General features: G+C 69.9%; 24 protein-coding genes. 11 read left to right on the top strand and 13 right to left on the bottom strand.

Features of this window, described 5'->3' with window-relative positions; all coding sequences use genetic code 11:
* Positions 1–15 precede the first annotated feature (15 nt).
* From ACP4E5_RS06590 to ACP4E5_RS06560, 7 genes are all read left to right on the top strand, one after another.
* Positions 16–1,125, top strand: coding sequence for a DUF1989 domain-containing protein (locus ACP4E5_RS06590; RefSeq protein ID WP_425825823.1), 1,110 nt, complete (start codon positions 16–18; stop codon positions 1,123–1,125).
* On the top strand, positions 1,118–1,750 hold the full coding sequence (locus tag ACP4E5_RS06585; RefSeq protein ID WP_425825821.1) for a flavin reductase family protein: 633 nt from the start codon (positions 1,118–1,120) through the stop codon (positions 1,748–1,750). The genes ACP4E5_RS06590 and ACP4E5_RS06585 overlap by 8 nt, the downstream gene beginning before the upstream one ends.
* Before the next feature lie 62 nt (positions 1,751–1,812).
* Positions 1,813–3,015 carry a substrate-binding domain-containing protein gene (locus ACP4E5_RS06580; protein WP_425825819.1) on the top strand — a complete coding sequence of 401 codons (1,203 nt, stop codon included), beginning with the start codon at positions 1,813–1,815 and terminating at the stop codon, positions 3,013–3,015.
* 12 nt (positions 3,016–3,027) lie between these two features.
* Positions 3,028–3,828 carry an ABC transporter ATP-binding protein gene (locus ACP4E5_RS06575; protein WP_425825817.1) on the top strand — a complete coding sequence of 267 codons (801 nt, stop codon included), beginning with the start codon at positions 3,028–3,030 and terminating at the stop codon, positions 3,826–3,828.
* Positions 3,825–4,628: an ABC transporter permease gene (locus ACP4E5_RS06570; RefSeq protein ID WP_425825815.1), complete on the top strand. Its 804-nt coding sequence runs from the start codon at positions 3,825–3,827 to the stop codon at positions 4,626–4,628. Before ACP4E5_RS06575 ends, ACP4E5_RS06570 begins: the two co-directional genes overlap by 4 nt.
* 293 nt (positions 4,629–4,921) lie before the next feature.
* Positions 4,922–5,533, top strand: coding sequence for a class I SAM-dependent methyltransferase (locus ACP4E5_RS06565; protein ID WP_425825813.1), 612 nt, complete (start codon positions 4,922–4,924; stop codon positions 5,531–5,533).
* Positions 5,534–5,654: 121 nt separating this feature from the next.
* Positions 5,655–6,251 (top strand): gamma carbonic anhydrase family protein, encoded by a 597-nt coding sequence (locus ACP4E5_RS06560; protein ID WP_425825811.1) that lies wholly within the window; start codon positions 5,655–5,657, stop codon positions 6,249–6,251.
* A gap of 94 nt (positions 6,252–6,345) precedes the next feature.
* Here ACP4E5_RS06560 and ACP4E5_RS06555 read toward each other — a convergent pair whose 3' ends face one another.
* Together ACP4E5_RS06555 and ACP4E5_RS06550 are read right to left on the bottom strand one after the other, a co-directional pair.
* Positions 6,346–8,361, bottom strand: a complete 2,016-nt coding sequence (locus tag ACP4E5_RS06555) for a GxGYxYP domain-containing protein (RefSeq protein WP_425825809.1) — start codon at positions 8,359–8,361, stop codon at positions 6,346–6,348.
* Positions 8,362–8,562: 201 nt separating this feature from the next.
* Positions 8,563–8,973 (bottom strand): RidA family protein, encoded by a 411-nt coding sequence (locus tag ACP4E5_RS06550; protein ID WP_425825807.1) that lies wholly within the window; start codon positions 8,971–8,973, stop codon positions 8,563–8,565.
* A gap of 120 nt (positions 8,974–9,093) precedes the next feature.
* Between ACP4E5_RS06550 and ACP4E5_RS06545 the strand changes: the two genes are divergently transcribed.
* Both ACP4E5_RS06545 and ACP4E5_RS06540 read left to right on the top strand, forming a co-directional pair.
* Positions 9,094–9,462: a winged helix-turn-helix transcriptional regulator gene (locus tag ACP4E5_RS06545; protein WP_425825805.1), complete on the top strand. Its 369-nt coding sequence runs from the start codon at positions 9,094–9,096 to the stop codon at positions 9,460–9,462.
* 143 nt (positions 9,463–9,605) lie between these two features.
* A complete protein-coding gene (locus tag ACP4E5_RS06540; RefSeq protein ID WP_425825803.1) occupies positions 9,606–10,577 on the top strand; it encodes a D-alanyl-D-alanine carboxypeptidase family protein in 972 nt (323 codons plus the stop codon).
* A gap of 91 nt (positions 10,578–10,668) precedes the next feature.
* Here ACP4E5_RS06540 and ACP4E5_RS06535 read toward each other — a convergent pair whose 3' ends face one another.
* The 10 genes from ACP4E5_RS06535 to ACP4E5_RS06490 all read right to left on the bottom strand — a co-directional run bounded on the left by ACP4E5_RS06535 (position 10,669) and on the right by ACP4E5_RS06490 (position 19,986).
* Complete coding sequence (locus ACP4E5_RS06535; RefSeq protein ID WP_425825801.1) at positions 10,669–12,243, bottom strand: PTS ascorbate transporter subunit IIC; 1,575 nt, start codon at positions 12,241–12,243, stop codon at positions 10,669–10,671.
* A gap of 37 nt (positions 12,244–12,280) precedes the next feature.
* Positions 12,281–13,069 carry a PTS sugar transporter subunit IIAB gene (locus ACP4E5_RS06530; protein WP_425825799.1) on the bottom strand — a complete coding sequence of 263 codons (789 nt, stop codon included), beginning with the start codon at positions 13,067–13,069 and terminating at the stop codon, positions 12,281–12,283.
* 182 nt (positions 13,070–13,251) lie between these two features.
* Positions 13,252–13,506, bottom strand: a complete 255-nt coding sequence (locus ACP4E5_RS06525) for a hypothetical protein (protein WP_425825797.1) — start codon at positions 13,504–13,506, stop codon at positions 13,252–13,254.
* Positions 13,507–13,631: 125 nt separating this feature from the next.
* Positions 13,632–14,570 (bottom strand): ABC transporter permease, encoded by a 939-nt coding sequence (locus tag ACP4E5_RS06520; RefSeq protein WP_425825795.1) that lies wholly within the window; start codon positions 14,568–14,570, stop codon positions 13,632–13,634.
* Entirely contained in the window at positions 14,557–15,354 is a 798-nt protein-coding gene (locus tag ACP4E5_RS06515; protein ID WP_425825793.1) for an ABC transporter ATP-binding protein, read from the bottom strand. The genes ACP4E5_RS06520 and ACP4E5_RS06515 overlap by 14 nt, the downstream gene beginning before the upstream one ends.
* Positions 15,355–15,410: 56 nt before the next feature.
* Positions 15,411–16,517 (bottom strand): ABC transporter substrate-binding protein, encoded by a 1,107-nt coding sequence (locus ACP4E5_RS06510; RefSeq protein WP_425825791.1) that lies wholly within the window; start codon positions 16,515–16,517, stop codon positions 15,411–15,413.
* Between the two features lie 132 nt (positions 16,518–16,649).
* On the bottom strand, positions 16,650–16,751 hold the full coding sequence (locus ACP4E5_RS06505) for a putative leader peptide (RefSeq protein ID WP_425825789.1): 102 nt from the start codon (positions 16,749–16,751) through the stop codon (positions 16,650–16,652).
* A 120-nt stretch (positions 16,752–16,871) separates the two neighbouring features.
* Positions 16,872–18,101, bottom strand: coding sequence for an acyl-CoA dehydrogenase family protein (locus tag ACP4E5_RS06500; RefSeq protein WP_425825787.1), 1,230 nt, complete (start codon positions 18,099–18,101; stop codon positions 16,872–16,874).
* Between the two features lie 13 nt (positions 18,102–18,114).
* Entirely contained in the window at positions 18,115–18,702 is a 588-nt protein-coding gene (locus ACP4E5_RS06495) for a winged helix-turn-helix domain-containing protein (RefSeq protein WP_425825785.1), read from the bottom strand.
* A 282-nt stretch (positions 18,703–18,984) separates the two neighbouring features.
* Positions 18,985–19,986 (bottom strand): amino acid ABC transporter permease, encoded by a 1,002-nt coding sequence (locus ACP4E5_RS06490; RefSeq protein WP_425825783.1) that lies wholly within the window; start codon positions 19,984–19,986, stop codon positions 18,985–18,987.
* A 624-nt stretch (positions 19,987–20,610) separates the two neighbouring features.
* On the opposite strand from ACP4E5_RS06490, the gene ACP4E5_RS06485 reads away from it, so the two are divergent.
* Positions 20,611–21,570 carry an ABC transporter substrate-binding protein gene (locus ACP4E5_RS06485; protein WP_425825781.1) on the top strand — a complete coding sequence of 320 codons (960 nt, stop codon included), beginning with the start codon at positions 20,611–20,613 and terminating at the stop codon, positions 21,568–21,570.
* 377 nt (positions 21,571–21,947) lie between these two features.
* Positions 21,948–23,021 (top strand): IS110 family RNA-guided transposase, encoded by a 1,074-nt coding sequence (locus ACP4E5_RS06480; protein ID WP_425824813.1) that lies wholly within the window; start codon positions 21,948–21,950, stop codon positions 23,019–23,021.
* Positions 23,022–23,060: 39 nt separating this feature from the next.
* On the opposite strand, the gene ACP4E5_RS06475 is transcribed toward ACP4E5_RS06480, so the two are convergent.
* Positions 23,061–25,772: a glycoside hydrolase family 84 protein gene (locus ACP4E5_RS06475; RefSeq protein ID WP_425825779.1), complete on the bottom strand. Its 2,712-nt coding sequence runs from the start codon at positions 25,770–25,772 to the stop codon at positions 23,061–23,063.
* Between the last annotated feature and the right edge of the window lie 92 nt (positions 25,773–25,864).

The raw sequence follows: 25,864 nt of genomic DNA, 5'->3' as shown, positions 1-25,864 counted from the left end.
CAGAAACGAGTCGCGATGCCACGCCTGGTGCTCCGCCTGACCGAGCAGCAGCTCCACCTCGTCGACGCCTCCCTGGGGGCGGGCGAGGCACCGTCGCGCGCCGGCCTCGTGCGTCTCGCGCTCGCCGAGTCGGCCGCCGGTGCGATCGGTACCCGCCCGCACCCGCACCCCACCGGCCGCCCCTGGCGCTGGCGGGAGGCCATCGACCACGAGCCGCCGCGGGAGAAGCGGAAGGAACTGGAGTGCCGGCGGATCGAGCCGGGAACCGGCAAGGCGATCGAGGTGCGCGTCGGCCAGGTCCTGCGCATCGAACAGATCACCGGCGGTCAGTGCGTCGACCTCAACGCCTTCAACCTGGCCGACTACCGCGAATTCCTGCACGTCGGCCGCACCCGCACGCTGCACGGCCTGGGCCCCACACAGGGCGACTTCCTGTGGTCCGCGCCGCCGCGCGAGCGGGCCATGATGTACCTGCTGACCGACACCGCGGGGGTCAACGACACCCTGTTCCCGCGGTGCAGCGCCAACATGTACGACTCGATGCACGGCTTTGAGCAGCACACCAACTGCGCCGACATCCAGGCCGAGGCGCAGCGCGAGTACGGACTCACCCCGGACGACGTGCACGACTCGTTCAACCTGTTCATGGCGACCCGCGTGAACGATGGCCGACCCGAGATCCTGCGTCAGCGCACACGCCCGGGTGACCACGTCGAACTGCTCGCCCTGATGGACCTGTTGGTCGTCCCGAATGTCTGCGGCAACGACATCATGGGCACCAGCAACTACGCCCTCGAACCCGTACTCGCCGTACTCAGTGAGGCCACGCAGGCCGAGGTCGACGCCGTGCCAGAACTACGCGAGTACGACACCCAGCGCGCCCCCGACCAGTTCCGCCAGCCCCACATCCGCACCGAGCGACGCCTCGTCCGGGACCCCTCCTATGTAGCGGGATTCACCGGAGCACCCGTCCAACTCGTCGATATGCCGGTCGAATTGGATGCCGACGAGGCCGCGGGTTTTGAGGCGCTGGGCGCCGCCGACCCCTACCGCGCCGCGTATCCGGACGACGCATCCGTGCTCCGGGACGTCCTGCTGTCCTGGTGGGTGACCACCCATGGGTGAGCAGGCGCTGAACGTGGATATGAGCGAGCTCGGTCCCTACGAGCGCTACAAGCTGATGGCGTCGCTGATCGTGCCGCGCCCCATTGCCCTGGTGACCACGCTGGGCGAGGACGGGGTGGTCAACGCCGCGCCGTTCAGCATGTTCGCGATGGCCGCCGAGGACCCGCCGCTGGTCATGATCAGCCTCGACCGGCGGGCCGGACACCTCAAGGACACGGCCGTGAATATCGCCGCCAATGGCGAGTTCGTCGTACATCTCGCCGACGAGGCGATGGCGCAGCAGATGCACGACTGCGGCTTCGCCCACCCGCCCCACGTCGACGAACTGAAGGAAGTCGGACTCACCGCCGTGGCCTGCGCCCGGGTGCGGCCCCCGCGCATCGCCGAGGCCCCCGTCGCCTTCGAATGCACTCTGCACGAGCGGATCACCACCAGCACCCGCGAAATCTTCTTCGGGCGTATCCATCACCTGTGGGCGCGTGACGGACTCGTCGACACCGAGCGCTGGCACGTGCGCCTGGCCGACTTCCACCCTGTCGGCCGCTTCGGCGCCAGCTTCTACGTCACCACCCGAGACCGTTTCTCGCTCAACGCCGGCCGGTCGACCGAAATCGACTCGCTGTGACTCCGGCCCCGGCCAACGTCCCTGTCCTGAATCCGACGTCCCCGTCGAAGGAGGCCCGCGCCATGGAGCGCACAACCGGCAAGCGAGCGCGCGGTGCTTTGACCGCCGCCTTGGGTACTGCCCTGGTCCTGACGCTGTCATCGGCGTGCGGCCCGGGTGGCGGCGCCGCGGCGAGCGCCGACCACACAGGGCTGACCATCGGGTCCCTCGACCTGTCCAGCGACTGCCCGAAGAAGGTGGTCGTGCAGACCGACTGGAACCCACAGGCCGAACAGGGCGGCCTGTACCGGCTGTTGGGCCCGCACCCGACCATCGACGCCGACGCCAAGCAGGTGCGCGGCCCGCTCTTCGCGCACGGCAAGTGGACCGGCGTCGACGTCGAGATCAGAGCAGGCGGCCCGGCCATCGGCAACCAGCCCGTGCCGACACAGATGTACACCGACCCCGACATCCTGCTTGGCTGGGTGAACACCGACGAAGCCGTGCAGAACTCCGCGCACCGGCCGATCACCCAGGTCTTCGCCACGTTCGAGAAGGCCCCTTGGATGATCATGTGGGACCCGAAGACGTATCCGAAGGTGAAGACCATCGCCGATCTCGGCAGGACCAACGCCAAGGTGCGCTACTTCGAGGGCGCCACGTGGATGGACTACCTCGTCGGCAAGGGCCTGCTGCACCGCGGCCAGACCGACGGCGGCTACGACGGTTCGCCGGGCGCCTTCCTCGCGGCCGGCGGCAAGGACGCCCAGCAGGGCTTCGCCACCGTCGAGCCGTATCTCTACGCCCACGACCTGGACAACTGGCACCGCCCGGTCGCCCACCAGCTCATCCACGACACCGGATACCCGCTCTACGCCGTGGCCCTCTCGGTGCGCAGCGCCGACGTGAGCAAGCAGTCCGCCTGCCTCAGCAAGCTGATACCCGTGGTCCAGCGGGCGACCGCCGACTACTTCGCCGACCCCACCCCCACGAACAAGCTCATCGGTAAGGCGGTCGACGCCTTCGACAACGGCTGGGTGTACACCCCGGGGCAGGCTGCTTACTCGGCGAAGCAGCAGTTGAAGGAGGGCCTCGTCAGCGACGGTGACAATGCCACGCTCGGCGACTTCGACCAAGCCCGCGTCCAGAAGATCCTCGACATCACCACGCCGATCCTGAAGCGCAACGGCGCCGCGCCCGCCGCCGGGCTGAAGGCCACCGATCTGTTCACCAACAAGTTCCTCGACCCGGGCATCGGCCTCGGCGCCGGGGCCGGCAAGAAGTAGGGAGCCTCCGTCATGCCTCAGTCCTCCCCGTACTCTCCGCCGAGCACCGGTCCCCGTACGGCCGTCGCCGCGGACACGGCCCCCGTACTGGACTTCCACGGCGTCGGCCTTACCTACGCCGACGGCACGACCGCGCTGACAGGCATCGATCTCGCCGTACGGCCGGGCGAGTTCGTCTCCGTCGTCGGTCCGTCGGGCTGCGGCAAATCCTCACTGCTGCGGATCGCTTCCGGCCTTTCCACGGCGACCAGCGGCGTTGCGGACGTGACCGCCGAACGCATCGGCTACGTCTTCCAGGAGGCCACGCTGCTGCCCTGGCTCAACGTATTGGAGAACGTGGACCTGTTCCCCCGGCTCGCGGGCCGGACCAAGGCCGAGCGCCGGGAACGGGCCCGGGAGGCGCTGGCCACCGTGGGACTCACGGAATTCGAGCGGCACCTGCCGCACCAGCTCTCCGGCGGCATGCGCATGCGCGCCTCGCTCGCCCGCTCCCTCACCCTCAGCCCCGACCTCTTCCTCTTCGACGAGCCATTCGGCGCCCTCGACGAACTCACCCGCGACCGGCTCGGAGAGGAACTGCTGCACCTGTTCGCGGACCGCCTCTTCGCCGGCGTCTTCGTCACCCACTCGGTCAGCGAGGCGATTCATCTCTCCACGCGAGTGGTCGTCCTCTCCGGGCGGCCCGGACAAGTGGTGGACGTGGTCGACGTGCCGTTCGGCACCGAACGGGGGCCCGACGTCCGGTACTCACCCCAGTTCGCCGCGCTCGCGCAGCGAATCGGCACCGCCCTGCGGAAGGGATACGAAGCATGAGGAACACGACGGCCACCGCCACCAAGCGCCTGCGATCCGCACTCCCGCCGCTCGCCGTCGCCCTGCTCATCATCGGCGTCTGGTACGCCATCAGCTACCTCGTCCTCGACCCGGCCCGCCGCTTCCTCATGCCGCCGCCCCACACCGTGCTGGTGGACTCCTTCGGTGACGCGGCGGTGCGCGACGCCATCGGGTCGGCCCTGTGGCAGACCACGCAGGTGGCCTTCAGCGGGCTCGGCGCGGCGATCGTCCTCGGTGTCCTGTGGGCGATCACCATGAACCACGCCTCCTGGCTGGAGCGCTCTCTCTTCCCGTACGCGGTGATGCTGCAGTGCATCCCGGTGCTCGCGCTCGTGCCGCTGATCGGTTTCTGGTTCGGCTTCGACTTCTTCGCGCGCGTTGTGGTCTGCGTGCTCGTGGCGCTGTTCCCCATGGTGTCGAACACGCTCTTCGGGCTGCGTTCCGTGGACCGTGCCCAGCGCGAACTGTTTGCGCTGCAGCGGGCCTCGTGGTGGGTGGTGCTGATCCGCCTCGAACTGCGGGCGGCGCTCCCCGCCATCTTTGCCGGGATGCGCATCTCGGCGGGGCTCGCGGTGGTCGGGGCGATTGTGGCCGATTTCTTCTTCCGGCAGGGCGAACCCGGCATCGGGGCGCTGATCAGCAGCTACCAGGCGCGTGCGCAGTCCGCGGAGCTGTTCGCGACGATCCTGGTGGCCGCCCTGCTCGGCGTCGCCGTGTTCGTCGCCTTCGGCCGGCTCACCCGTCGCTGCGTCGGCCACTGGCACGCATCCACCCGGTGATGCCGATACGTGCAGGACGACCCCGTTTGTCGGCCTCCACCAGTCGGGGCGCGGGCATCGTGGCGCTCATCCCGGCCCGTCACACCCCGCCCCGGCCACAGGCGGAACGGCTGGACTCGTCGCCCCAGCGGCAGGATCCGGCACGCTCGGCGGAATCGAGCAGGTGCTGTGCATCTCCGCGGGCTTCACCTTCCTGGCGCTGGTCACGGCGTGCGTCCTGCGCCTACCGGTAGGCGGGGGCGGAGGCTGTGACCAGGCGTGAGTGGTCGCCCGGGAGACCTATAGTCGATCTCATGAGTCGTTGGCAGGAACTGACCGGTGGGAAGTCCGGTGGCGAGTACGCCGCCCGTTTCGAGGCGCTCGCGCGCAGCGGAAAGGACGTGCACGGAGAGGCGTCGTTCTGCGAGGCGCTCGTGCCCGCCGGGGCCCGTGTGCTCGACGCCGGGTGCGGCACCGGGCGCGTCATGATCCGGCTCGCGGAGCTCGGGTACGACTGCGTGGGCATCGACCTGGACGCCTCCATGCTCGACGTGGCGCGGGAGCGCGCGCCCGAACTGCCCTGGTTCCAAACCGATCTCGCCGAGTTCGACCCGGCCGCGCTCGGCATCGCCGCGGACTTCGACCTCGTGGTCGCCGCGGGCAACGTACTGCCGCTGCTCACCCCCGGCACCGAGGCCACGGTGGTGAAGCGGCTGGCCGGGGCCCTGCGCCCGGGCGGACTGCTGGTCGCGGGCTTCGGCCTGGACGCCGCTCACCTGCCGGTGCCGCCGACCATCACGCTGCCGGAGTACGACGCCTGCTGCGAGGCGGCCGGACTGAGCCTCGTCGACCGGTTCGGGACGTGGGACGCCGCGCCGTACGACGGCGGGGGTTACGCCGTCAGCGTTCACCGCGCGGACGCCTGAGCCCGGGCGCCTGAGGCGACGTGCGTCTGGGGCGACGTACCTCTGGGCCGACGTCTGAAACGACGCCTGAAGGCGCGCAGGGACGTGCCGTCCGTCCCCGCCTGCCCTACGCTCCATGGGCATGCTGATCGAGCACCGTGGAAAACGGCCCGTCGTCCCCGACTCCGCCTACGTCGCCCCGTCGGCCGTGCTGTGCGGCGCGGTCGTCCTGGGAGAACGCGCGCGCGTCCTGCACGGAGCGGTCCTCACCGCCGAGGACGGCGAGGTACGCACCGGACGCGACGTCGTCGTGATGGAGAACGCCCTGGTCCGTGGCCGGGCGCAACACCCCGCCGTGCTCGGCGACTCCGTGCTGATCGGGCCGCACGCGCACATCAACGGGGCGCACATCGAGGACGAGGTCTTCGTGGCCACCGGGGCGTCGCTGTTCCCTGGCGCCGTCGTGGGGGCACGCTCGGAACTGCGCATCAACAGCGTGCTCCACGCCAACTCCCGCCTGCGGCCGGACAGCGTGGTGCCCATCGGCTGGATCGCGGCAGGCGACCCGGCCCGACTGTTCTCCCCGGACCAGCACGACGAGTTGTGGGAGGTACAGGAGGGCCTGGACTTCCCGGGCACCGTCTACGGGGTCCCGCGCGGCACCCCGATGCGGGCGGTCATGGAGCGTCAAACCGACTTCTACGGCGCGCACTTGGACGACAGAACTCTGCCCGACTGATACACCGTGCAGTCACGCGCGCGTGCGCGCATGCGCGCAAGCCGAGCGGGAGCACCAGGAGCACCCGCCCGGCACGCTTGCCGTCGAGACACCCCTACTCGTAGCTGCGATCCACCAACTCGAAGAACACATCACCACGCACGACCTCGAACGGGTCGTCCAGCAGTTTCGCCAGTTCCACGATGTCGCTCGGCGTCCAACTCCACGCGTTGATGGCCGCGGCGATGAACATCGGCTTGTCCGGGTCGCGGCCCTTGATGTGTTCCAGCAGCGCGTCCCGGAAGTCGGTGCCCTTGCCCTGCGGGAAGAAGTTGCCGATCACCGGGACACCCGCCGGGCGGGCCTGCAGATCGCCGGTCTCCCAGGACTGGATGACACCCCGCAGCGGCGTGTTCTTCCGGAAGGACGCCATGACGCTCTCGTCGAACGGCACCCAGCCGTCGTTGTCCGCGTTGCGCGGGTTGTACGCGTAGACGAGATCCATGCCGGTACGCCGCAGATATCGCCCAGTGACCTCGGTGTACGCGTCCAGGTCCGCCTTCGGCCACGAGCCCGGATAGGTGTAACCGGCGCCCGACGGACCGCAGATGAGCAGGTCGTTGTCGGTGGCGGTCCGCTGGTAGTACGCGAGTTGGGCGGGGCCGATGTCGGCGAGCAGCGGGCTGACGGTCCAGTTGACCGGTACGTCGCCCCGCTTGGGGTCGTCCCAGATGTCGCGCATGCGGCGCTGGCAGTACTGGATGTTGTCGCCCTCGCCGACGGTGAACGTGACGTACACGCGGTTGCGCAGCTCGGACTTGGGCCTGCTGGGCACCCGCCCGGAGACCTTCGCCGGGACCCCGGCGTGCACGGTGCCGTTCATGTAGAAGTCGGCGGCGACGACCGGCACACCGGCTTGCGAGGCACGGTCCACGCCGCCCCACTCACCGGCCACGTCATTGGGGAACCATCCGGCGTACGGCGTGGTGGGCTCCACCTTGGCGAGCACCTCGTCGAGCAGCTTCCCGGTGTCGCCGGACGGCGGCAGCCACAGCACCATCGCCCGGCTCGCCACCACGTAGTCCCGGAAGTACGGGAAGGGCTCGACGCGGGTGGGCGCGGTGGCGGTAGCTGTCACCAGATACTGGTTCCACAGGTCTACCTCGACGGTCAACTGCCGTGTCCCGGCAGGGGCGTTGAAGTGGTAAACGAAGTAGCCGCCGCCGTCGGCGAAGCGGTTCGACTTGTCGCCGAGCGAGGAGTTCAGGCCGTCGAACAGATACGGCTTCTCGCCGTCCGTGCCGGGCGTGAAGGACGCGAGCTCCTTGCCGTCCGCCATGACCTTGACGGCGCCGACCGAGGCGCCCCAGCCGTCGTCGCCGAAGGAATCCTGGAAGCGGAGGTAGACATCGTTGTCACCGCCCAGTTCGGGGCTGAGGTCGAGCGTGCGCGACTTCCGGTTGGAGGTGTCCCGGATCCGATCGGTCTCCCGGGCCACCTCCCGCCACTTGACGCCGCTCACGCTCACCGTCCGCGTCGGCGGCAGCCCGGACAGCAGGGCGTGGTCGCAGTGCGGGAAGAGCTTGTCGAGCTGCCAGCGGTAGGTGCCCAGGACGTCGTCCGGGTCGAATCGGCCGCGCAGATCCACCAGGGTCTTCAGGCCGTGGTCGCGCGCCTGGTCGGCGGTCGCGGCCACGCCGTTCTTGAGCCCGGCGAGCGTGGTGGCGACGTTCACGGAGTCCGGCACGTCGGGGTCGACAAGGATCGCGCCGCGCACGCGGTCGCGGTAACGCCCCACCAGATCAAGGGCGTTGTCGTGCTGGGTAGCAGTCGCGCCGGTGCTCGACAGCCAACGCCGGTCCGTCGCGCCGTCGTCGAAGGTGAAGTAGAGGCGGGGGCCGCCACGGTTCACCGTTCCCTGAAGGGTCGTCAACAGCAGCTGGTCGTAACCGTTCAGGTCGCCGACGTGCGCGACGTCGAGCTGTTCCGGGCGGCCGAAGGACGGCAACAGGCGGGCAGACGCGGCGCGTTCGGCGGCAGCGGCCGCCGCCGGATTCGGCAGGGAGATCCCGAAGGTCCCGGCGGCCAGAGCCGCTCCGCCGGTCCGCAGAAGAGTTCTTCGTGTCACCATCGACGTTCACTGCTCCTCGATAGGCGAATCATGAGGCCGACAGGTCTGACATCGTTGTCGACCGTCGGTGAACGTAACCAGAGGGTGGGCCGTTGTCCATGGGGTGCGCACGGACTTTCGGTGCGACGCCGATCTTTGGCCGGTCCTTGGGCTGTCCGGCCGGTCCTCGATCGAGCCGCACCGTCGGTACGCACACGTACGTCAATCGAGAACCGCCGTCGCCTCGACCTCGACGAGCACGTCGGGCTCGAAGAGGAAGTCGACCCCGATCAGCGAGGCCGGGGGAAGCCGGTCACCCAGCCCCAACTCCCCGGCCACGTGGCCGACCCCGGCCATGAACGCGTCGATCTTCTCCGGCGCCCACCGCACGACGTAGAACGTCAGCCGCACCACGTCGTCGAACGTGGCGCCCGCGCCCGCGAGTCCGGTCGCCGTGTTGCGCAGCGCGTGGGCGACTTGGCCGGCCAGGTCACCCGGTGCGACCTGAACCCCGTCCGCCGTGCGGGCGATCTGCCCGCTCACGTACACATGGCGCGTGCCGGTGGCGACGGCGACGTGATCGTACGGGGTGGGCTGCAACAGGCCGGCGGGGGTGAAGCGGTGAACGGACATCGAGGTCTCCTCATGTCTCATGGCGAACGACTCATGTCGCACGACTCCTGGCGAACGATTCGCAGGTATACCTTTGCTACCTGGTACACGAAGGACACTTCAACGAGACCAGGTTTCGGCATGGATACCGCCCCCACCCCGGACAGCGAACTCCGCGTCACCGCCCCGCACCGGGAACTCCTCGACCAGGTGCTGGACAAGTGGTCGCTGAGCGTTCTCAACGAGCTCTGCGAACGGCCCTGTCGCTTCAACGAACTGCGCCGCGCAGTCCCGTCGGTGACACAGAAGTCGCTCACGGCGACGCTCCGCCGACTGGAGCGCAACGGCATCGTCGAGCGCGAGCTGCTCAGCTCCCGCCCGGTCGCCGTCGAGTACCGGATCACGCCCCTCGGCAAGACACTCCGTCGGCCGGTCGACGTACTCCTGGACTGGGCGACGACCCACATGCCGGAGATCGAACGCGCGCGCCGGACCTTCGACAGCGAGTGAGCCGGAGAGGTCAAGTCCGTAGTCCCTGTTACCCGGTTATGACATGGCGATCTTGACGTCGAGGGACGGTGGGCAAGTAGGTTCGGGATGCAACGATTTGCCATGACGAACCGGCGCTCACCCGCCGGAAGGAGGGGGCGCCCATGGGTTCCCATGCCCGGCCCAACCGGCTGCACCGGACCGGAGCCAGATTCGCGACGGTCGCGCTCTTCGGAGCCGTCCTGCCGATCACCGCGGGCGGCATCGCCCAGGCGGCCACGCCGGCCGCCACGCACTCCGCCGGACAGAGCGACGGGCAGAGCGACGGTGCGCCGGCCGCGGATGCCCAGGACGTCCCGGACATCGCGGCCGACCACGCGTACCTCCTCGACGCCCGTGACGGCAGTCAGGAGCGCGAGATGTGGGCCGGGGCCAAGGCCGACGAGAGTGTGTCGATGGCCAGCACGACGAAGATCATGACAGCCGTGGTCGTGCTCAAGCACCCGGAGTGGCTGGACCGGCAGATCACGGTCAAGCAGGAGTACCGGGACTACGTACAGGAGAACGGTGCCAGCACCGCCGACCTCCAGACCGGCGACAAGCTGACCGCCCGGCAGTTGCTGCACGCCATGCTGATCCCCTCCGGCGGAGACGCCGCGATGGCCCTCGCCGACAACTACGGCGTCGGGACCACCACGGAGGCGCGGATCGCCGACTTCGTGCGCCAGATGAACGTCGAGGCGGCTCAACTGGGCATGACCGGCACCCACTTCGACTCCTTCGACGGCATCTCGCACGGCGACAACCGCAGCACCGCCCGCGATCTCGCCAAGCTCGGCCAGCGCGCCATGCTCCAGCCGGTCTTCGCCGACGTCGTGAAGCAGAAGAAGTACGAGGCCGAGGCCCCGGCGGCCAACGGACACACCAGGTACTACACCTGGGAGAACACCAACGACCTGCTCGGTACCTACGACGGCGCCCTGGGCATCAAGACCGGCAGCGGCGAGGAGGCCGGCTACTCCCTCGTCTTCGCCGCGAAGCGGGACAACCGCACCCTGGTCGGCGCGATCGTCGGCGCCGACAAGGAGGTCTTCGGCGACGCCACGAAGATGCTCGACTGGGGCTTCGCGCACTGACGGAACCGTCCATCGCGCCCTGCGAAGCCGCCGAAGGCCCGCTGAACTCCCTGACGTTCAGCGGGCCTTCGGCGGTACAGCGGGAACCCGCTCAGTCCTCCGGCGGAGGCGGTGGCACCGGGGCGCCCGCCGGGGGAGCGATCTTCGTGTACGTGCGGGAGACCGGGGTTCCGCCGGGCGCGGCATCGTCGTGCTGCTCCGGGCGGTCCTCCGGCGGCAGCATCGCGGCCCGCTTGGCGCCCGGGTCCCAGCCCGTCTCCACGACGCGTTTCTGCCACGTGATGGCCGCGGCCAGGATCAGCAGGCCGACCACGAGCATGAGGATCACGCCCGCGACGTCACCCGCCTTGGCGACGTTCCCGAGGATCAGGCCGAGCCAGCCGAAGTCGGCGTCGCCGAACGTGGTGTTCGCCGAGCCGAACGAGCCGAGGACGCCCAGCAGGAACGCGGGCAGGAACGTGATCAGCACACCGTTGAGGAACGATCCGAGGGCCGCGCCGCGGCGCCCGCCCGTCGCGTTGCCGAAGACACCCGCCGCGCCACCGGTGAAGAAGTGCGGAACGAGCCCCGGCAGGACGAGGGCCGTGCCGAACGCGGGCTTGAAGACACCGACGAGCAGGCCGAGGCTGACCAGACCGCCGACGAACGAGCAGATGAAGCCGACGAGCACGGCGTTCTGGGCGTACGGAAAGACGATCGGGGCGTCCAGGGCGGGGATGGCGCCGGGCACCACCTTCTGCGCGATGCCCTGGAAGGCGGGCACCAGCTCGCCGAGGATCGTACGGACACCGAACAGGATGACGGCGACGGCGATACCGAACTGGAGGCCCTGGCCGACCGATGACATCAGATAGTTGCCGACACCCGTGGATGCCGTGCCGCCGTCCGTCGCGAACGCCTTGAACGCCTCCGTCCTCCCGACCTTCACGAGGAACACGATGGCCATGATCATGTAGATGAGCAGCATCGATAGGGCAGTCGCCACCATCGAGTCACGCAGGAAGCGCAGGCCTTCGGGCAGGTTCATCTCCTCCGTCGAGCGGCTCTTCTTGCCGACGGCCTGCCCGGTGGCACCGGAGACGATGTACCCGGCCGTCCCGAAGTGCCCTACGGCGACGGTGTTGTTGCCGGTGACGCGCTTGGTCCAGGGGTGCGCGAAGGCGGGCATCGAGACGAGCATGATGCCGAGCAGTACCGCCCCCGCGACGACCACGATCCACGAGGTGACACCTGCGGTGGCCATCACCATCGTCAACAGCGTTGCCATGAACAGCATGTGATGGCCAGTCAGGAAGACATACGAGAGCGGGGTGAAGCGGGCGAGGAGCAGGCTGACGAGGAAGCCGAGGATCATCAGCCACGCCACCCGTGAGCCGTACTCGGCCTGCGCGATGCCGACGATCGCCTCGTTGGTGGGGATCACACCGTGCGAACCGGTGGCGCCCGTGATCATCGTGCCGAGCGGGGCGAGCGAGTTGGTGACCAGGGTCGCGCCCGCGCCGATCAGCAGGAAGCCGAGGGTCGCCTTGATGGCTCCGCCGATGACCTGGCCGGCGCTCTTCTTCAGGGCGATGAGGCCGACGGCCGTGATGATGCCGATGAGATAGGCGGGGACGCTGAGGATCTCGTTGACGATGAACTTCGCGATGTCGACGAGGGTGTTCATGGGGACTCCTGGGGAGGGGAGCGGTGGGGGCGGGGGATCACACGTCGTAGAGGTCGCGCATCGCCGTGTCGACCTCCTTGGTGCTGGTGAAGTCCTCGATCACCCGCACCGGCACCCCTACGTCGCCGAGCGTCCGCGCGATCTCCCGCGACGTCATGATGGCAACCGCCTCGGACGCCTTGCCCTTGGCGGAGATGGTGTCGGTCGCCTCGGTGGTGATGTACCGGCCCCACTTCCAGCGGTCGAGCACCTTGTCCAGCGTCGACTTGAGGAACAGGCTCGTGCCGACGCCGTTGCCGCACACCGTCAGAATCTTGTGCATACCGTGGCCGGAGCCCTTGGACGCGGCCGAAGGGGGTGCGTCGGCCGGTGGCTCCGTGTCCCCCGCGAGGATCTGCCGCAGGGCCTCAGGTGTCGGCGCTCGGTCGAGTGCAGCGGAGGTGTCCGGGTCGGCGAGCAGTCGCGCGAGGGCGCCCATCGCCTGGGTGTGCGCCCCGGCGTCCTCGGCGGCGAGGGCGACGACGAGGTGCACCGGGTCGTTCGTCTCGTGCCCGAAGTTCACCGGCGTCGAGAGCCGGACCCATGACATGCCCGTACGCCGGACGGCGGGGGAGGGCCGGGCGTGCGCGAAGGCGAAGCCGGGCGCGATGACGATGTAGGGGCCGTTCTCCTCGACGTTGCGGAGCATCTCCTCGGTGTACGTGTCCGTGCTGACGTCCGTGGAGACGAGCAGGTCACCGGCGCTGCGCACGGCGGACCGCCAGTCGGGGGCGGCCACGTCGAGGCGGATGGCCTCGACGGGGATCAGGTCGCTCAGTTCATTCATACGAGCAGTGGTCCCGAGCGGTGGCTTCCGTGTCAGCGCGACACGCCGGTGAGGACACCTTCGTTATGTGGTTCCTCTTCGCCCTGGGGGCCCGAAGCTTCTCCTGCGCACACGCGGAGGCGGCCCCGCCGGAGCGGGGCCGCCTGCGTCATGCGTCATGCGAAGGGGCGAAGCCCTCGGGCTCAGCGACCGGCGTAGTCGATGTACCGGTGGTGGTGCTTCCAGGCGCCGACGTTGTGGTGGGCCGCCAGCGAGTTGGAGATCGTGACCCCGTTCCGTCCGCCGACGTTGACGAACTCCTGGCCCGCGAACCCGGCGTGGTCGTACACGTGGCTGCTGTCGTGACGGCTGTCATCGACGTCGGCCACGGCCGGGGCGGCGGCCAGGAACCCGGCCACCGAGGCGACGGCGACAGCGGCTGCGATGCGACGCACCATGAACTTCTCCTTCTGAGAGGGGTCAAGCGATCACTTAGAACATCAGCAGACCGCGAGGTGACCCGCATCTCGGGAGGGCCCCACAGCACCCGTGTGCAGCAATGTGGCCCCAAGGAGGACCGCTGTCAGCGGGTGACCAGCAGCCCCCGCCCCCGCAGCACCCTGCGCTCCAGGGGACTGAAGATCAGCAGGTCGATGGCGATGCCGACCAGGAGGATCAGGAGGATGGCCAGGAACACCTGCGACATGCTGCTGTTGTTGCGGCCGTTCTCCAGCAACTGGCCGAGGCCCACGCCGAGATCCGGTGACGAGGCGATGATCTCGGCGGCCATCAGCGAGCGCCACGAGAAGGCCCAGCCCTGCTTCAGCCCGGCGAGATAGCCGGGCAGCGCCCCCGGCATCACGATGTGCCAGGCCCCGCGCAGCCCGGTCGCGCCCAGGGTCCGTCCTGCGCGCAGGTACAGCGGCGGGATCTGGTCGACGCCCGCGACGAGGCCGTTGGCGATGGAGGGGACCGCGCCGAGGAGGATCACGGCGTACATCATCGAGTCGTTCAGGCCCAGCCAGATCACGGCGGGCGGCACCCATGCCACCGACGGCAGCGCCTGGAGACCCGACAGGATCGGCCCGATGGCCGAGCGCACGAACCGTACGCGGGCCACCAGCAGGCCGAGTGGTGTGCCGATGGCGAGGGCGAGCAGGAAGCCGAACAGGCCGCGGGACACGGACGTCCAGATGGAGTCGAGGAGTGTGCCCTGGAGCCAGGCCGTGCGCACCTCGCCCCACACATCGGACGGCGAGGGCAGCTTGTAGTCGGGGACGACGCCCGCCCACACCAGGAGCTGCCAGACCACCAGCACCACCGCGACCGCGGTGACCGGCGGCAGCACCTTTCGGCGCAGCGTCTCGCGCAGCGGCGCACGGACGTGCTTCACCGAGTCCAGTGCGTCGAGCCCGGCCTCCAGGCCCGCCAGATCGCTCGGGCGGCGGTGCTCGCCGGGCGTCGGGGAGCCGTCCTCCGGCGTCTGCGTGTCGAGGGTGGCGGTGTGGTCAGTGGCGGCCATGGCGGCGAATCTCCCCACGCAGTTCTTCGGTGATCTCGGCGGACAGTTCGGCGACCGCGGTGTCCTCCAGGCGCCGCGGCCGGGGCAGGCCGACCGTCCACTCGCGGGCGACGCGGCCGGGGCGGGACGACAGCAGGACGACGCGCTCGGCGAGGCGCACCGCCTCGCGCACGTTGTGCGTCACGAACAGCACCGACACACCGGTCTCCTGCCAGATGCGGGTCAGCTCGTCGTGCAGCACGTCGCGGGTGATCGCGTCGAGTGCGGCGAACGGCTCGTCCATCAGCAGCAGTCGGCTGTCCTGCGCCAGCGCGCGGGCGAGTGCCACGCGCTGGCGCATGCCGCCGGACAGTTCGTGCACCCGCTTGCGGTGCGCGCCGGCCAACCGGACGAGGTCGAGCAGGCGCTCCGCCTCGGCGCGCCGCTCCTGCGCCGCGACCCCGCGCATCTTCAGGGCCAGCTCGATGTTCTTGCCGGCGGTCAGCCACGGGAACAGCGCGTGCTCCTGGAACATCAGCGCGGGCCTGCCGTCGGTGGCGATGGAGCCCGCGGACGGCAGGTCCAGGCCGGCGGCCAGATTGAGCAGGGTGGACTTGCCGCAGCCCGAGGCCCCCAGGAGGGTGACGAACTCCCCGGGCGCGACATCGAGTGTGATGTTGTCCAGGACGAGCTGCTGTCCGCCGGGTGTGCCCGGTGCGGGGAAGGACTTCGAGACATGCTCGATACGCGCCGCGTGTGTCACTGTCTCGACGGCCTCGGCCGGCTCGGGTGTCGTGGTGGCCATGGGCGTCACCTCCTGATGGTCCGTCAATTCGTCGACGTACCAGGTTCGATGGGTTGTTACTTCGCGCCGAGGCCGGCGTCGTCGACCTGGTCCCCGCCCTCGGCCTTGAGGACCTTGTTGAGCGGGTCGAGGTCGTAGATGCCCTTGAGGTCGGGCTGCTCGAGGAGGCCGGACTTCACCGCGTGCTTCGCCTCGGTGTCGAGGGTCGAGGCCAGCGGGTCGTCGGTGAAGTCGATGGACTTCCAGGCCGGGTCGATGACGTTGTCCGGCAGCGCCTTGCCCGACAGCTTCCGCAACGCCGCGTTGGCGGAGGCCTTCGCCTTCTCCGGGTTGGCGTTGATCCACTTGTTGGTCTTCACCGAGCCGCGCAGCACGGCCTCGACGACGTCCGGGTGCTCCTTGAGGAACTTCTGCGACACGATGATGTTCGTGATCACGAACTTCTTGTCGGGCCACAGGTCGGACTCGTCGAGGATGGCCTTTCCGCCCTCCGCGACGAGCTTGGACGCGGTCGGCTCGGGCACCCAGGCGCCGTCGATGGAGCCGGACTTGTAGGCGTCCGGCGTGATCTTGTTGTCGGTGCGGACGACGGAGACGTCGCCCTTGCCGCTCTGGGCGTCGACCTTCCAGCCCTTCTCCGCGATCCAGTTGAGGAACGCGACGTCCTGCGTGTTGCCGAACTGGGGCGTGGCGATCTTCTTGCCCTTGAGGTCGTCCAGGGACTTGATCTTCTTCGGGTTCACGACCAGCTTGACGCCGCCCGAGGCCGAACCGCCGATGATCCGCAGGGACTTGCCCCGGGACTTGGTGTAGCCGTTGATGGAGGGGGAGGGGCCGATCCAGCCGATGTCGATGGAACCGGCGTTGAGCGCCTCGATCTCGGAGGGTCCCGCGTTGAAGGTCGACGGCTTGATCTCGGTGCCGCCGAGCTCCTTTTGCAGCAGCCCCTTCTGGACGCCCACCAGGGCGGTGCCGTGCGTCAGGTTGGGGAAGTAGCCGATCTTCACCGTGTCGGCGGAGAGCTTCTTGGCGCCCGACGCGGCCTTGGCCTGGTCGCCGCTGTCGGTCGACTGGGACCCGTAGCCGCAGGCGCTCAGCAGGAGGGGGAGCGCTGCTGCGGCGGCGAGGGTGCGCAGGATGGTGCGGGGGCGTGCGGCAGACACGGAGGTGTCCTCTCGGGGAATGAGTGGTTCGGGGGAGGCGCTCGGGGCGCCGTGGGACCGTGGGCCGGCGTGCTGCCGGCCGGGGCCGTCGTCCTGCGGACGCCTTCGGGCGGTCCTGCGGACGGGGACGGCTCAGGCGGCCCGACAGATGGCGCTGGCCGTGCGGCCGAGGTCGATGTGGCGGCGCGAGGTCAGCAGGAGGCGCGACAGGTCGACGCGGCGACGCGTTCGCATGGCCACCCCCTCACTTCCCCAGTTTTCCTACCTGACAGATAGGGATCGTGGCAGAAGGAAGCGCTCGCCCCAAGAGGGTGTTCATCATATGGACGTACGTGTCTCGTATGGTGAGAACCGTCAGGCCGGGAGGGCGAACGGAGGCTGCGCGCCGTTGAGGAAGTAGTCGCCGATGTCGCGGAGTTGATGCCCGAGCGGCTCGTGGAGCGTGTGGGTGCGGGCGTTGCGCCAGAAGCGGTCGAAGCCGAGGCGTGCGGAGGCGGCCCGTGGGCCGACGATGTCCAGGGCCCGGGTCGTGGACTCTTGTGCAGCCCGCGCGGCGGCGGCCTCCGCCATCGTCACGAGGGCGGCGACCTCCGCGTACTCGTCATAGGCGAGGTCGTCGCCGAGCGCCAGCGCGTCCTGTACGGCCCCCAGTGCCTGGTCGGCGAGCGCCGACGCGGAGCGGATGAGGACGGCGAGTTCCCCGTAGGTGGTCAGCACCTGCGGGTCGTGCGGGCTGCCGACCGGCCAGGCCGGATGCAGCGGCGTCTGCCCCGTCCTGCTGTACTCGCGGGCCTCGGCGAGCGTGCCCTCGGCCGTGCCGAGCAGAACCTGCACGGAGACGAGGTGGGCGACCGGCGACGCCAGCGCCGTGCGCGGCGGCAGGAAGTCCTCGTCCGCGGAGAGCGGGCCGAGCACCTCGTCGGCGGCGACCGTCACATCGTCGAACTCCACGCTGCCGCCGGCCGCGAGTCGACGGCCGAAGGTGTCCGCCGCGGCGTCGATCACGACACCGGGACGGCCGGCGTCCACGACGACCGCGAGCGGTGCGCCCGTGTCCGCCCGCACCGCCCGGACGGCCAGCCGGTCGGCGGCCAGGACCCCGGTGGTGTAGTCCTGCCGCCCGTTGAGCACCAGCCGGCCGGAGCCCCTGGTCAGCGTCAGCGCCGGTTCTTGGCGGGCGAATCCGCCGCCCCAGCACCACTGCTCGGCGGCGGACCGCTCCTCGATCCGCGCGGCGAGCGCGGGCCCGGCGAAGAACCGGGCGCTGCCCGCCAAGAAGTAGTGACAGCCCAGGAGTTGGCCGATCGCGCCGTCCGCCGCGGCGATCTCGCGGACGACGGCGAGGGCGGCGGCCCAGTCCCCGCCCCCTCCGTCGGTCCCGGCCGGTGCCGGAGGTGTGAGCAGGCCCGCCTCGCGCAGCCGGGACACCTCGTCGACGGGGGCCTTGCCCGCCTGCTCCCTGGCGACCGCGTCCGTGGCGAGGTCGTCCGCCACCTCGCGGGCCACCCGCAGCCAGTACGGACGCTCGGATTCGGCCCGGTCGTGGGCCGATACGGGGCGGGGCGACGCGGTGGCAGGGCCCATCACGGGGATCTCCTCAAGGTCGGTGGCAGGGGGCGGGGTCCGGGCTCCCCTGCCGGTCGGGGACGTACTTGTAGCCCACGCGTCGTACGGTGACGATCCGTTGGCGGTGGGCCCTGCCCAGCTTGCGCCGCAGCCGGGCGATGTGGACGTCCACGGTGCGGCCGTCCCCGACGTGGTCGTACCCCCACACGGCGGTCACCAGCAGCTCGCGCGTCAGCACGTGGTGGGGGCGCTTCACGAGGTGGGCGAGGAGCGCGAACTCCAGGTAGGTGAGGTCGAGTTCGCGTCCCTCCAGCTCCGCCACGTGTCGCACCGGGTCGATGCGGATGACGTCGTCGTCCGTGGACCGCGCGGCGGCCGGTGGGGCGGGGGCCGGGTCGACGGGGTCGACCGGGCGGATCTCGGGGCGGGGCCCGCCTTCGGCGAAGAGCTCGGTGGGGTCGGTGCCCTCGGGGACGAGCAGCAGGTATCCGACCATCGGTACGGAGCCGTGCTGCCCGGTGCCGCCGCCCTGCGGGGTGGCGCGGACGAGGCTGAGGTGGCGGGTGTCGGAGGGTGGCGCGGTGGCGTGGGTGGTCCGGGTCTGCGGTGCCGTGGTCATGGCGGTTGTCCCTCGCTGGTGTGTCGGGTCACTGGGGCGTCTTGGGTGAACGCGCCCTGGTGACCGGGGAATTGGCGTGCGGAGCGGCACGGTCCGACCTGTGGGTCGAGTGCCTTACGCGCGACAGCACGCGGCGCTGACGACGTGACCAAAGTCGACATGCCGACGACGAACGAGTCGCTGCTGCGTACGGGACATGTGCACCATCCTGTGGGCCCGAGCGGGCCGGGTCAAGGATTTCCTAGTAATTCGGTAGGGAAAGTGGGGAAGGTGTGGCGCAACTCACCGGTCGCCGCCGATCGCGGGGCGCGCGTCGGCCGCCGTCACCCCGCTCAACCAGGCGCGGGCGGCGGCGAGTCGACCGCGAAGCCGCTGCGGCGGAGTGGGCGGCAGTGTCCGCGAGTCGCCTCGCGCGTAGTGCCGCTCGACGTAGTATTGCCCCACGCTGAGCACGCTGGTGACCGCGATGTACCAGAGCGTGGCGACCATGAGCAGCGGGATCACCTGGTACGTCTGGTTGTAAATGAGCTGCGCCGAGTACAACAGGTCGTGCACGGCCAGCACGCTGACGATGCTCGTGCCCTTCAGGGTGCCGATCAGCATGTTCCCCGCGGTCGGCACAATCGAGCGCATCGCCTGCGGGACGACGATGCGGCGCAGGGTGCGGCGCCTGCTCAGCCCGAGCGCCTGGGCCGCGAGGGTCTGCCCGGAGTCCACGGAGATGATGCCGCCGCGCACCACCTCGGCGGCGTACGCGGTCTCGTGCAGCGTCAGGCCGATCAGGGCGGTGAGGGTCGGGCCGAACAGGTTCACCGTCTTGACCGTGATGAACTCCGGGCCGAACGGGATGCCGAGCCCGAGCGTCGGATACAGCGTGCCGATGTTGAACCAGAACAGCAGCTGCACGAGGAGCGGCGTGGACCGGAAGACCCACACGTATCCCCAACTCAGCGTGCGCAGCACCGGGTTGGCGGACAGCCGCATCGTCGCGAGGACGGTGCCGAGCAGGAACCCGAGCACCATCACCGCGCCGGTCAGCCACACCGTCAGGAGCAGCCCGTCGAGCACGGCGGACGTGGTGAAGTAGTGGCCCACCACCGCCCACTGGAAGGCGTCGTTGCGGACCACCGAGTTCAGCACCATGGCGAGTACGAGCAGCGCGACGGCGGCGGACGCCCAGCGGCCCAGGTGCCGGCGCGGCACGATCCGGGGGCGGGCGGGGGCGCTCGCCGGTTCCTCGGGCGAGGCGGCAGGGGGAGTCTTGACGTAGGACGACGTGGTCATCGGGCTCTCCGGGGAGGGGAATCGCGGGCATGGGTGGGGTCGCCCGGCGGCATCCATCGGAGAGCGCGGCGACATGGGCGCTGCGCGGGTACGGAGTGCGGCCGGGCTCGGCGTCGTCACATGCGCCGCGTCCCTCAACGCGGCCGGAGCGGCAGCCGCGCACCGCGGGGCCGCTCCGCCGTCGATCGTATGCGCCCGCCACGCGGATGTGTCAACAGCGCCCGGACGACGCCGAGTCGAGGACATCCGGCATCCGGACACCGGCTCGGCGCGGCTTGACGAACGGCTCGATGTCCTGCTCAATTGTCCGCATGACTGCCCAGCGCCTGGTCTCGCGTAACCACATCGACTTCGGTCGGGTGTGGTCCGCGGCGTGTTGCGCCTGACGCGGCAGCGGGCCCTCTGACCGGCCCTTCCCTCCCTCGGTGACCCCGTCGCGGGCCGAGTCCTGCCTTGCCGCGCGCTGCCGCGCGCCCCTCTTCCACGACCCGTCGTGACCTCTCACGACGGTCGACGTCGTCACACCTGCCCCGACCCGTCGCGCTCCCCGTGTCGTACGGGTCGTCATTCGACATGCCTGCGGTGCCCCGCGCACCGTTCGCACACCTGAAAGGCTCCCGACCCGTGAACCTGCCCGGGACCAGAACCCGACCGCGCCTCGCCGCCCTCGTCCTGCTGCCGCTCCTCGCGCTGACCGCCTGCGGCTCGGGCGACACCGACACCGACGGCGCGGCCGGGGCGGGAGCGCAGGCGGCCGCCGCGCCGACCGGCAACCCGGTCGCCGACGTCCACAAGGTGGACGCCGCCGCCGAACTGCTGCCCGCCGACGTCCGCAAGAAGGGCACGCTGCGCATCGGCAGCTCGACCGGAGGCCCGCCCGCCGCGTACTACCCGAACGGCACCGGCAAGAAGGCCGTGGGGCAGGACATCGACCTCGCCGACGCGGCGGCCAAGGTGCTCGGCATCCAACTCCGGCGCCAGGACGCCTCGTTCGAAACGATCCTCCCGGCCCTGGAGAGCGGAAAGTACGACCTCGGCACCGGAAACTTCGGTGTCACCGGCGAGCGCCTGAAGACCATCGACTTCGTCACCTACATCAACGACGGCCAGGGCTTCGCGGTCAAGACGGGAGACACCTCGTTCGGCAAGAAGATCACCGACCTCGCGCAGCTCTGCGGCCGGAACATTGGAGTCGGCGCCGGCACCACGTTCGAGGCCACCCTCGACGCGCAGAAGGCGCGCTGCACCAAGGCGGGCAGGAAGCCGTACGACGTGCAGGTGTTCTCCGACAACGGCGCCACCCTCACCGCGCTCCAGCAGGGCCGCATCGACGTGGTCATGTCGACCATCAACGGCTTGCGCCACCAGGCGAGCAAGCCCGCCTCCCGGACCACGTTCCTCGGCGAGTTCCACCGACTCGACGTCGGCTTCGCCTTCAAGAAGGACTCCCGGCTCACCAAGGCCTTCCGGGCCGCCGTCAACGAGCTGATCAAGGACGGGACGTACGAGCGGATCCTCAAGAAGTGGGGCACGTCCGCGTCCGCGATCGAGACATCACGCATCAACCCGCCCGAGCACACCTGACAACGGGAGGAGCAGGAGGGACACACCTGACAACGGAGGGGAGCAGGAGGGGCACACCTGCGCGGGTGCGGGTGACTGTCAACGGCTGTGAGACTCGGGGTGGCCGGTCTGGGATCGGCTGCCAGGGTGGTGTCGGTCGTCCCGCCGTGTCGTGACTCTTGTCAACGGTGGCCCTCAGAAGGTGCCTTCGCATGGACTTGTCCGACGTGGTGGGAGCCGACGCCGCTCTGGCCCACCTCGGTGTCCTGATCAGGAGATTGCCCGCCGTTCACGGCGTGGCCCGTCACAGTCCTGGCCCGGAGTGACTCTCACCCAGACCGACGCCGGCCGTCAGCGGCCGAACCGTTGGTCCCCGGAGGGAAAGGCACCCGACCACCGTGACGATCGTCGCGCACAGCCACCCGTACGTCATCGGCGTAGACACCCACGCCCGCAACCATGTCCTGGTCGTCCTGGCCGCCCCGACCGGCGAACTGCTCGATACGGCCGAGTTTCCCACCAGCAGATCCGGCATGACCCGGGCGGTTGCCTGGGCCGCTCGCCGCACCGGCGGCGACCTCACCGCACTATGGGTCATGGAATGCATCGCGACCTACGGCGCTCAGTTCGCCCGCACCGTCGCCGACGCCGGCTACCAGGTCATCGAAGCACCTCGGATGGGGGTACATCGCGGCAAGGGCAAGTCCGACCCGATCGACGCACGGCGCATGGCCGAGGCCGCGCTCCCGCTCGAGGAGCACGAGCTGCGCCACCCTCGCGCCGACGAGGGAGAACGCGCCGCGTTACGCGTTCTGGTGACTGCCAGAGACCAGATGACTGACGAGCGGACCGCGCACGTCAACGCGCTGAACGCATTGGTCCGGGCCGTGGACCTCGGCATCGATGGGCGTCGGGCACTAAACGGTCGGCAAATTCTCGAAATCTCCCGCTGGCGCACCCGCGAAGAGCCTGTCGCAGCGATGGCTGCTCGGGCGGAAGCCATGCGCCTGGCCAAGCGCATCGTCGCCCTCGACGAGGAACTGAGCGCCAACGTGAAGTCGATGACAGCGTTGGTGCGGGCAACGCCGGCCGCGGGGCTGCTGGACAAACCCGGGATCGGGCCCGTCACCGCAGCTGTCGTGATGACGGCCTGGTCCCACCACGGGCGGGTGCGTTCCGAAGCCGCCTTCGCCTGCCTGGCCGGCGTGAACCCGATCCCTGCCTCCTCGGGGAACACCGTGCGCCACCGACTCAACCGCGGTGGAGACAGACGCCTGAACCGAGCCCTGCACATGGCCACAGTCAGCCGCATGATCCACGACTCCGACACCCGCGCATACGTCGAACGCCGGACCGCTGAAGGCCGCACCAGCAAGGAGATTCGGCGGAGCCTAAAGCGCTATCTCGCACGCCAGATCTACCGCCATCTCAACAGAGCCGACAGCCCACCCCCATCGACTTGCGCATCATAGGAGAGTCCCACCACACCCGCGCAGTTCACACCACCACGCCTACTTAGCGATCACCTCGCTCACCACCGGAGCCGCCGAACCGGCACCCCACACGAGCCGCATCGCGTCCGCCCGCGCCCCGGCGGGCGCGCGCAGGGTGGTGACGGAGCCGTCGAGCGGGCCGAGGTCCTGCCACGCACCGTCGACACGCAGCTGCACCTGGGCCTTCGACGCGCTCGCGTCGTCCGGGCGCAGCACCGTCACCGACGACACGGCGCGCGGCGCCGGGTACGTCACCGTGAGGGCGTCACCCGAGGCCGGGGCGGAGCCGGCACGGTAGGCGTTCTCGGGGACACCGTCCGCCGCCGCGGACAGGCTGCTGCCGTCCGCCGGGGCAGGGCCGCCGCTCACCGTCGGGCGGTCCGTCCGCGCCACCGTGAACTCCCGGACGATCAGCCAGTTGGTCTGCTCGGCCGTCGAGCGGGCGCGCACGTACCGGGCGGTCGTACCGCTCGGCGCGTCCGCCGTCCACGTCGCCTTCCCACTGAACCCGTCGCCCAACGCGTGCCACGTCGTGCCGTCCGACGAATACTCCAGGACACCCTGGTGCAGATAGTCCTCCGTGCTGCCGGATTTGCCCATGGCCACCGACACCGAGCCGAGCGGCTGCTCGCCGCCCAGGTCGACACCGACACTCTCGCCCGTCTTCGGCGCCCGGCTGCTCCAGAAGTACGTGGAGTCGTCGCCGTCGGTCATCCGGTCGGCCGTATTGCCGTTGTAGACAGGCAAGTCGGTCGTGCCGGTCGGCTGCGGCGGCAGGCCGAGGGACTTGTTGGAGGCGTCCCGCACCTTCGCGAAGAACGGTTCGAGCACACCCTCACCGACGACCACCGGCACCTTGGTGCCGTTGAGGTCGGTGTACCGGTACGACTTCGCCTTGGCGACCAGCTCCGGCAGTTGCTGCCGGAGCGTCCAGGCCGCCGCGGTGTGTCCGGCACGCTGCTCCTCCAGCAGCCGCACCGCCGCGACCCCGGCCTCGCCCCACGCCTGCGCCGAGTCCAGCCACGGCCCGGAATCCTCGACGAATCCCTTCTCGACGCCGGAGCGGATCGTCGCCGGCGCGTCGCGCAGCGCCGCGAACGCCGCCGTCAGCCGCGACGCCGGGACGGAACCGTCCCAGTACCCCTTCATCAGCTTCGCCAGCTCCGGTGCCTCCGCGGAGTCCATCCGCGAGCTGTGGTTGACGTCCGTGAACGCCCGCAGCGCCCGCGCCACCTTGGCGTTCCCACCGGCCGCCTCCTCGACGGCCGCGCGGTACGAGGCGTCGGGGTCGTACGCCGAGTCGTTCCACGTGTAGTCGGCGACGGTGTGCAGGGCGAGCTTCGACGCGTACGGCTGGATCATCGGGTTCGCGGTGATCCCGGCCAGCTCCTCGGCGAGCCCCTTCTCACGTCCGCTGAACGGGCCGAGGAAGAGGCGCCCGGTCGCGAAGTCGTTGACGGGATAGTTGTCCCACGTCAGGATCGCGTGCCCGAAGACGGCCTTGGCCCGCTTCGCCTGAGCCACCGTCATCGTCGGCGCCACGACACCCTCGCCCGTCCACTCGACGAGCACATCCTTGTCGAGCTGCCCGGAGATCGCCGTCTTGTACGGCGTGGAGGTGGTGTCGTAGTACTCCGTCGGCACCATCTGTAGCGGCAGGGCGCCGTCGTGGGTCTTGATGAACTGCTGGTTGACGCGGTTCAGCAGATACGCCTGCGCCTGGCCGGCGGCGCCTCCACCGGTACCCCACTTCGCCTTGTCCGCGTCGCAGTTCCAGTCGGTGTAGCTGATGTCGTCGAGCGGCACCGCGAACTGCCGCACCCCGATGTCCCACAGCGTCTGGAACTTGTCGGTGAGCGCCTTGAGGTCGTCGTCGGAGCTGTAACAAACGCTCAGGCCGGGGGAGAGGGCGTAGGTGAACTCGACGTGGTTCGCCCGCGCCCGGTCCACCAACTCCTTGATCTGGTCGAGCTGTTCGGCCGGGTACGGGTCGCGCCACTTCGCGCGCAGATACGGGTCGTCCTTCGGCGAGTACACGTAGATGTTCATCTTGTGCGCGCCGTAGTAGTCGAGCTGGTCCAGGCGCGCCTCGTGCGACCACGGCGTGCCGTAGAAGCCCTCGATGACACCGCGCACCGGCGTCGCGGGCCAGTCGCGCACGGTCAGGCCGCGCACCGTGGCGCCGGGGGTCTTGCGGTGCGGCAGCACCTGACGCAGCGACTGCGCCGCGTAGTACGTGCCGGTCGGATCGGCGCCGGACAGCACGATGCGGCCCGCGCCCTTGCCGCCCATGGCGAGGACGTAGCCCTCGGCGGCGAGCCCGGCGGGACCGTCCGCGCGCAGGGCGTCGAGCGCGCCCGCGGAGGCCGGGTTCTCGGACGGCCCGCCGACGTAGACCGCCAGCGAACCGGAGCCGGCGGGGGCCTTCTGAGCGGTGGTGACATCCCGCGCGCCGGCCGCCTTCAGCACGGCGGTGGCCAGCTTCACCGCGGCCGGGTCGGACTTCGTTCCGGTGACGACCGTGACGGCGGGGGTGATGGTGACGTGGTCGGAGCGTTGCCGCTCGCTGTGCGGGGCCGGGGTGATGGCGGGCGGGCCCTCACCGGACCCCGACCCCGACCCGGCGGCGGCCGGGCCCGAGCCGAAGGTGAGGGGAGCGGCGGCCAGGGCCGCCACGGCGAGGATGGCGATGAGTGGCGTCCGGCGGGATCTGTGCTTCGGGCGGAACATGAGTGAACCTCCACGGTGGGCACATGCAACATGCTGTAGCGGACTAGACCACTTCGGTGATGAGGTGTCAATGTTGCGCGAACAGCCGGGAG

Origin of the sequence: Streptomyces fractus (assembly GCF_049844455.1) — a bacterium.
Lineage (GTDB): Bacteria > Actinomycetota > Actinomycetes > Streptomycetales > Streptomycetaceae > Streptomyces > Streptomyces fractus.
This window is presented reverse-complemented; position numbering and strand designations above follow the sequence as displayed.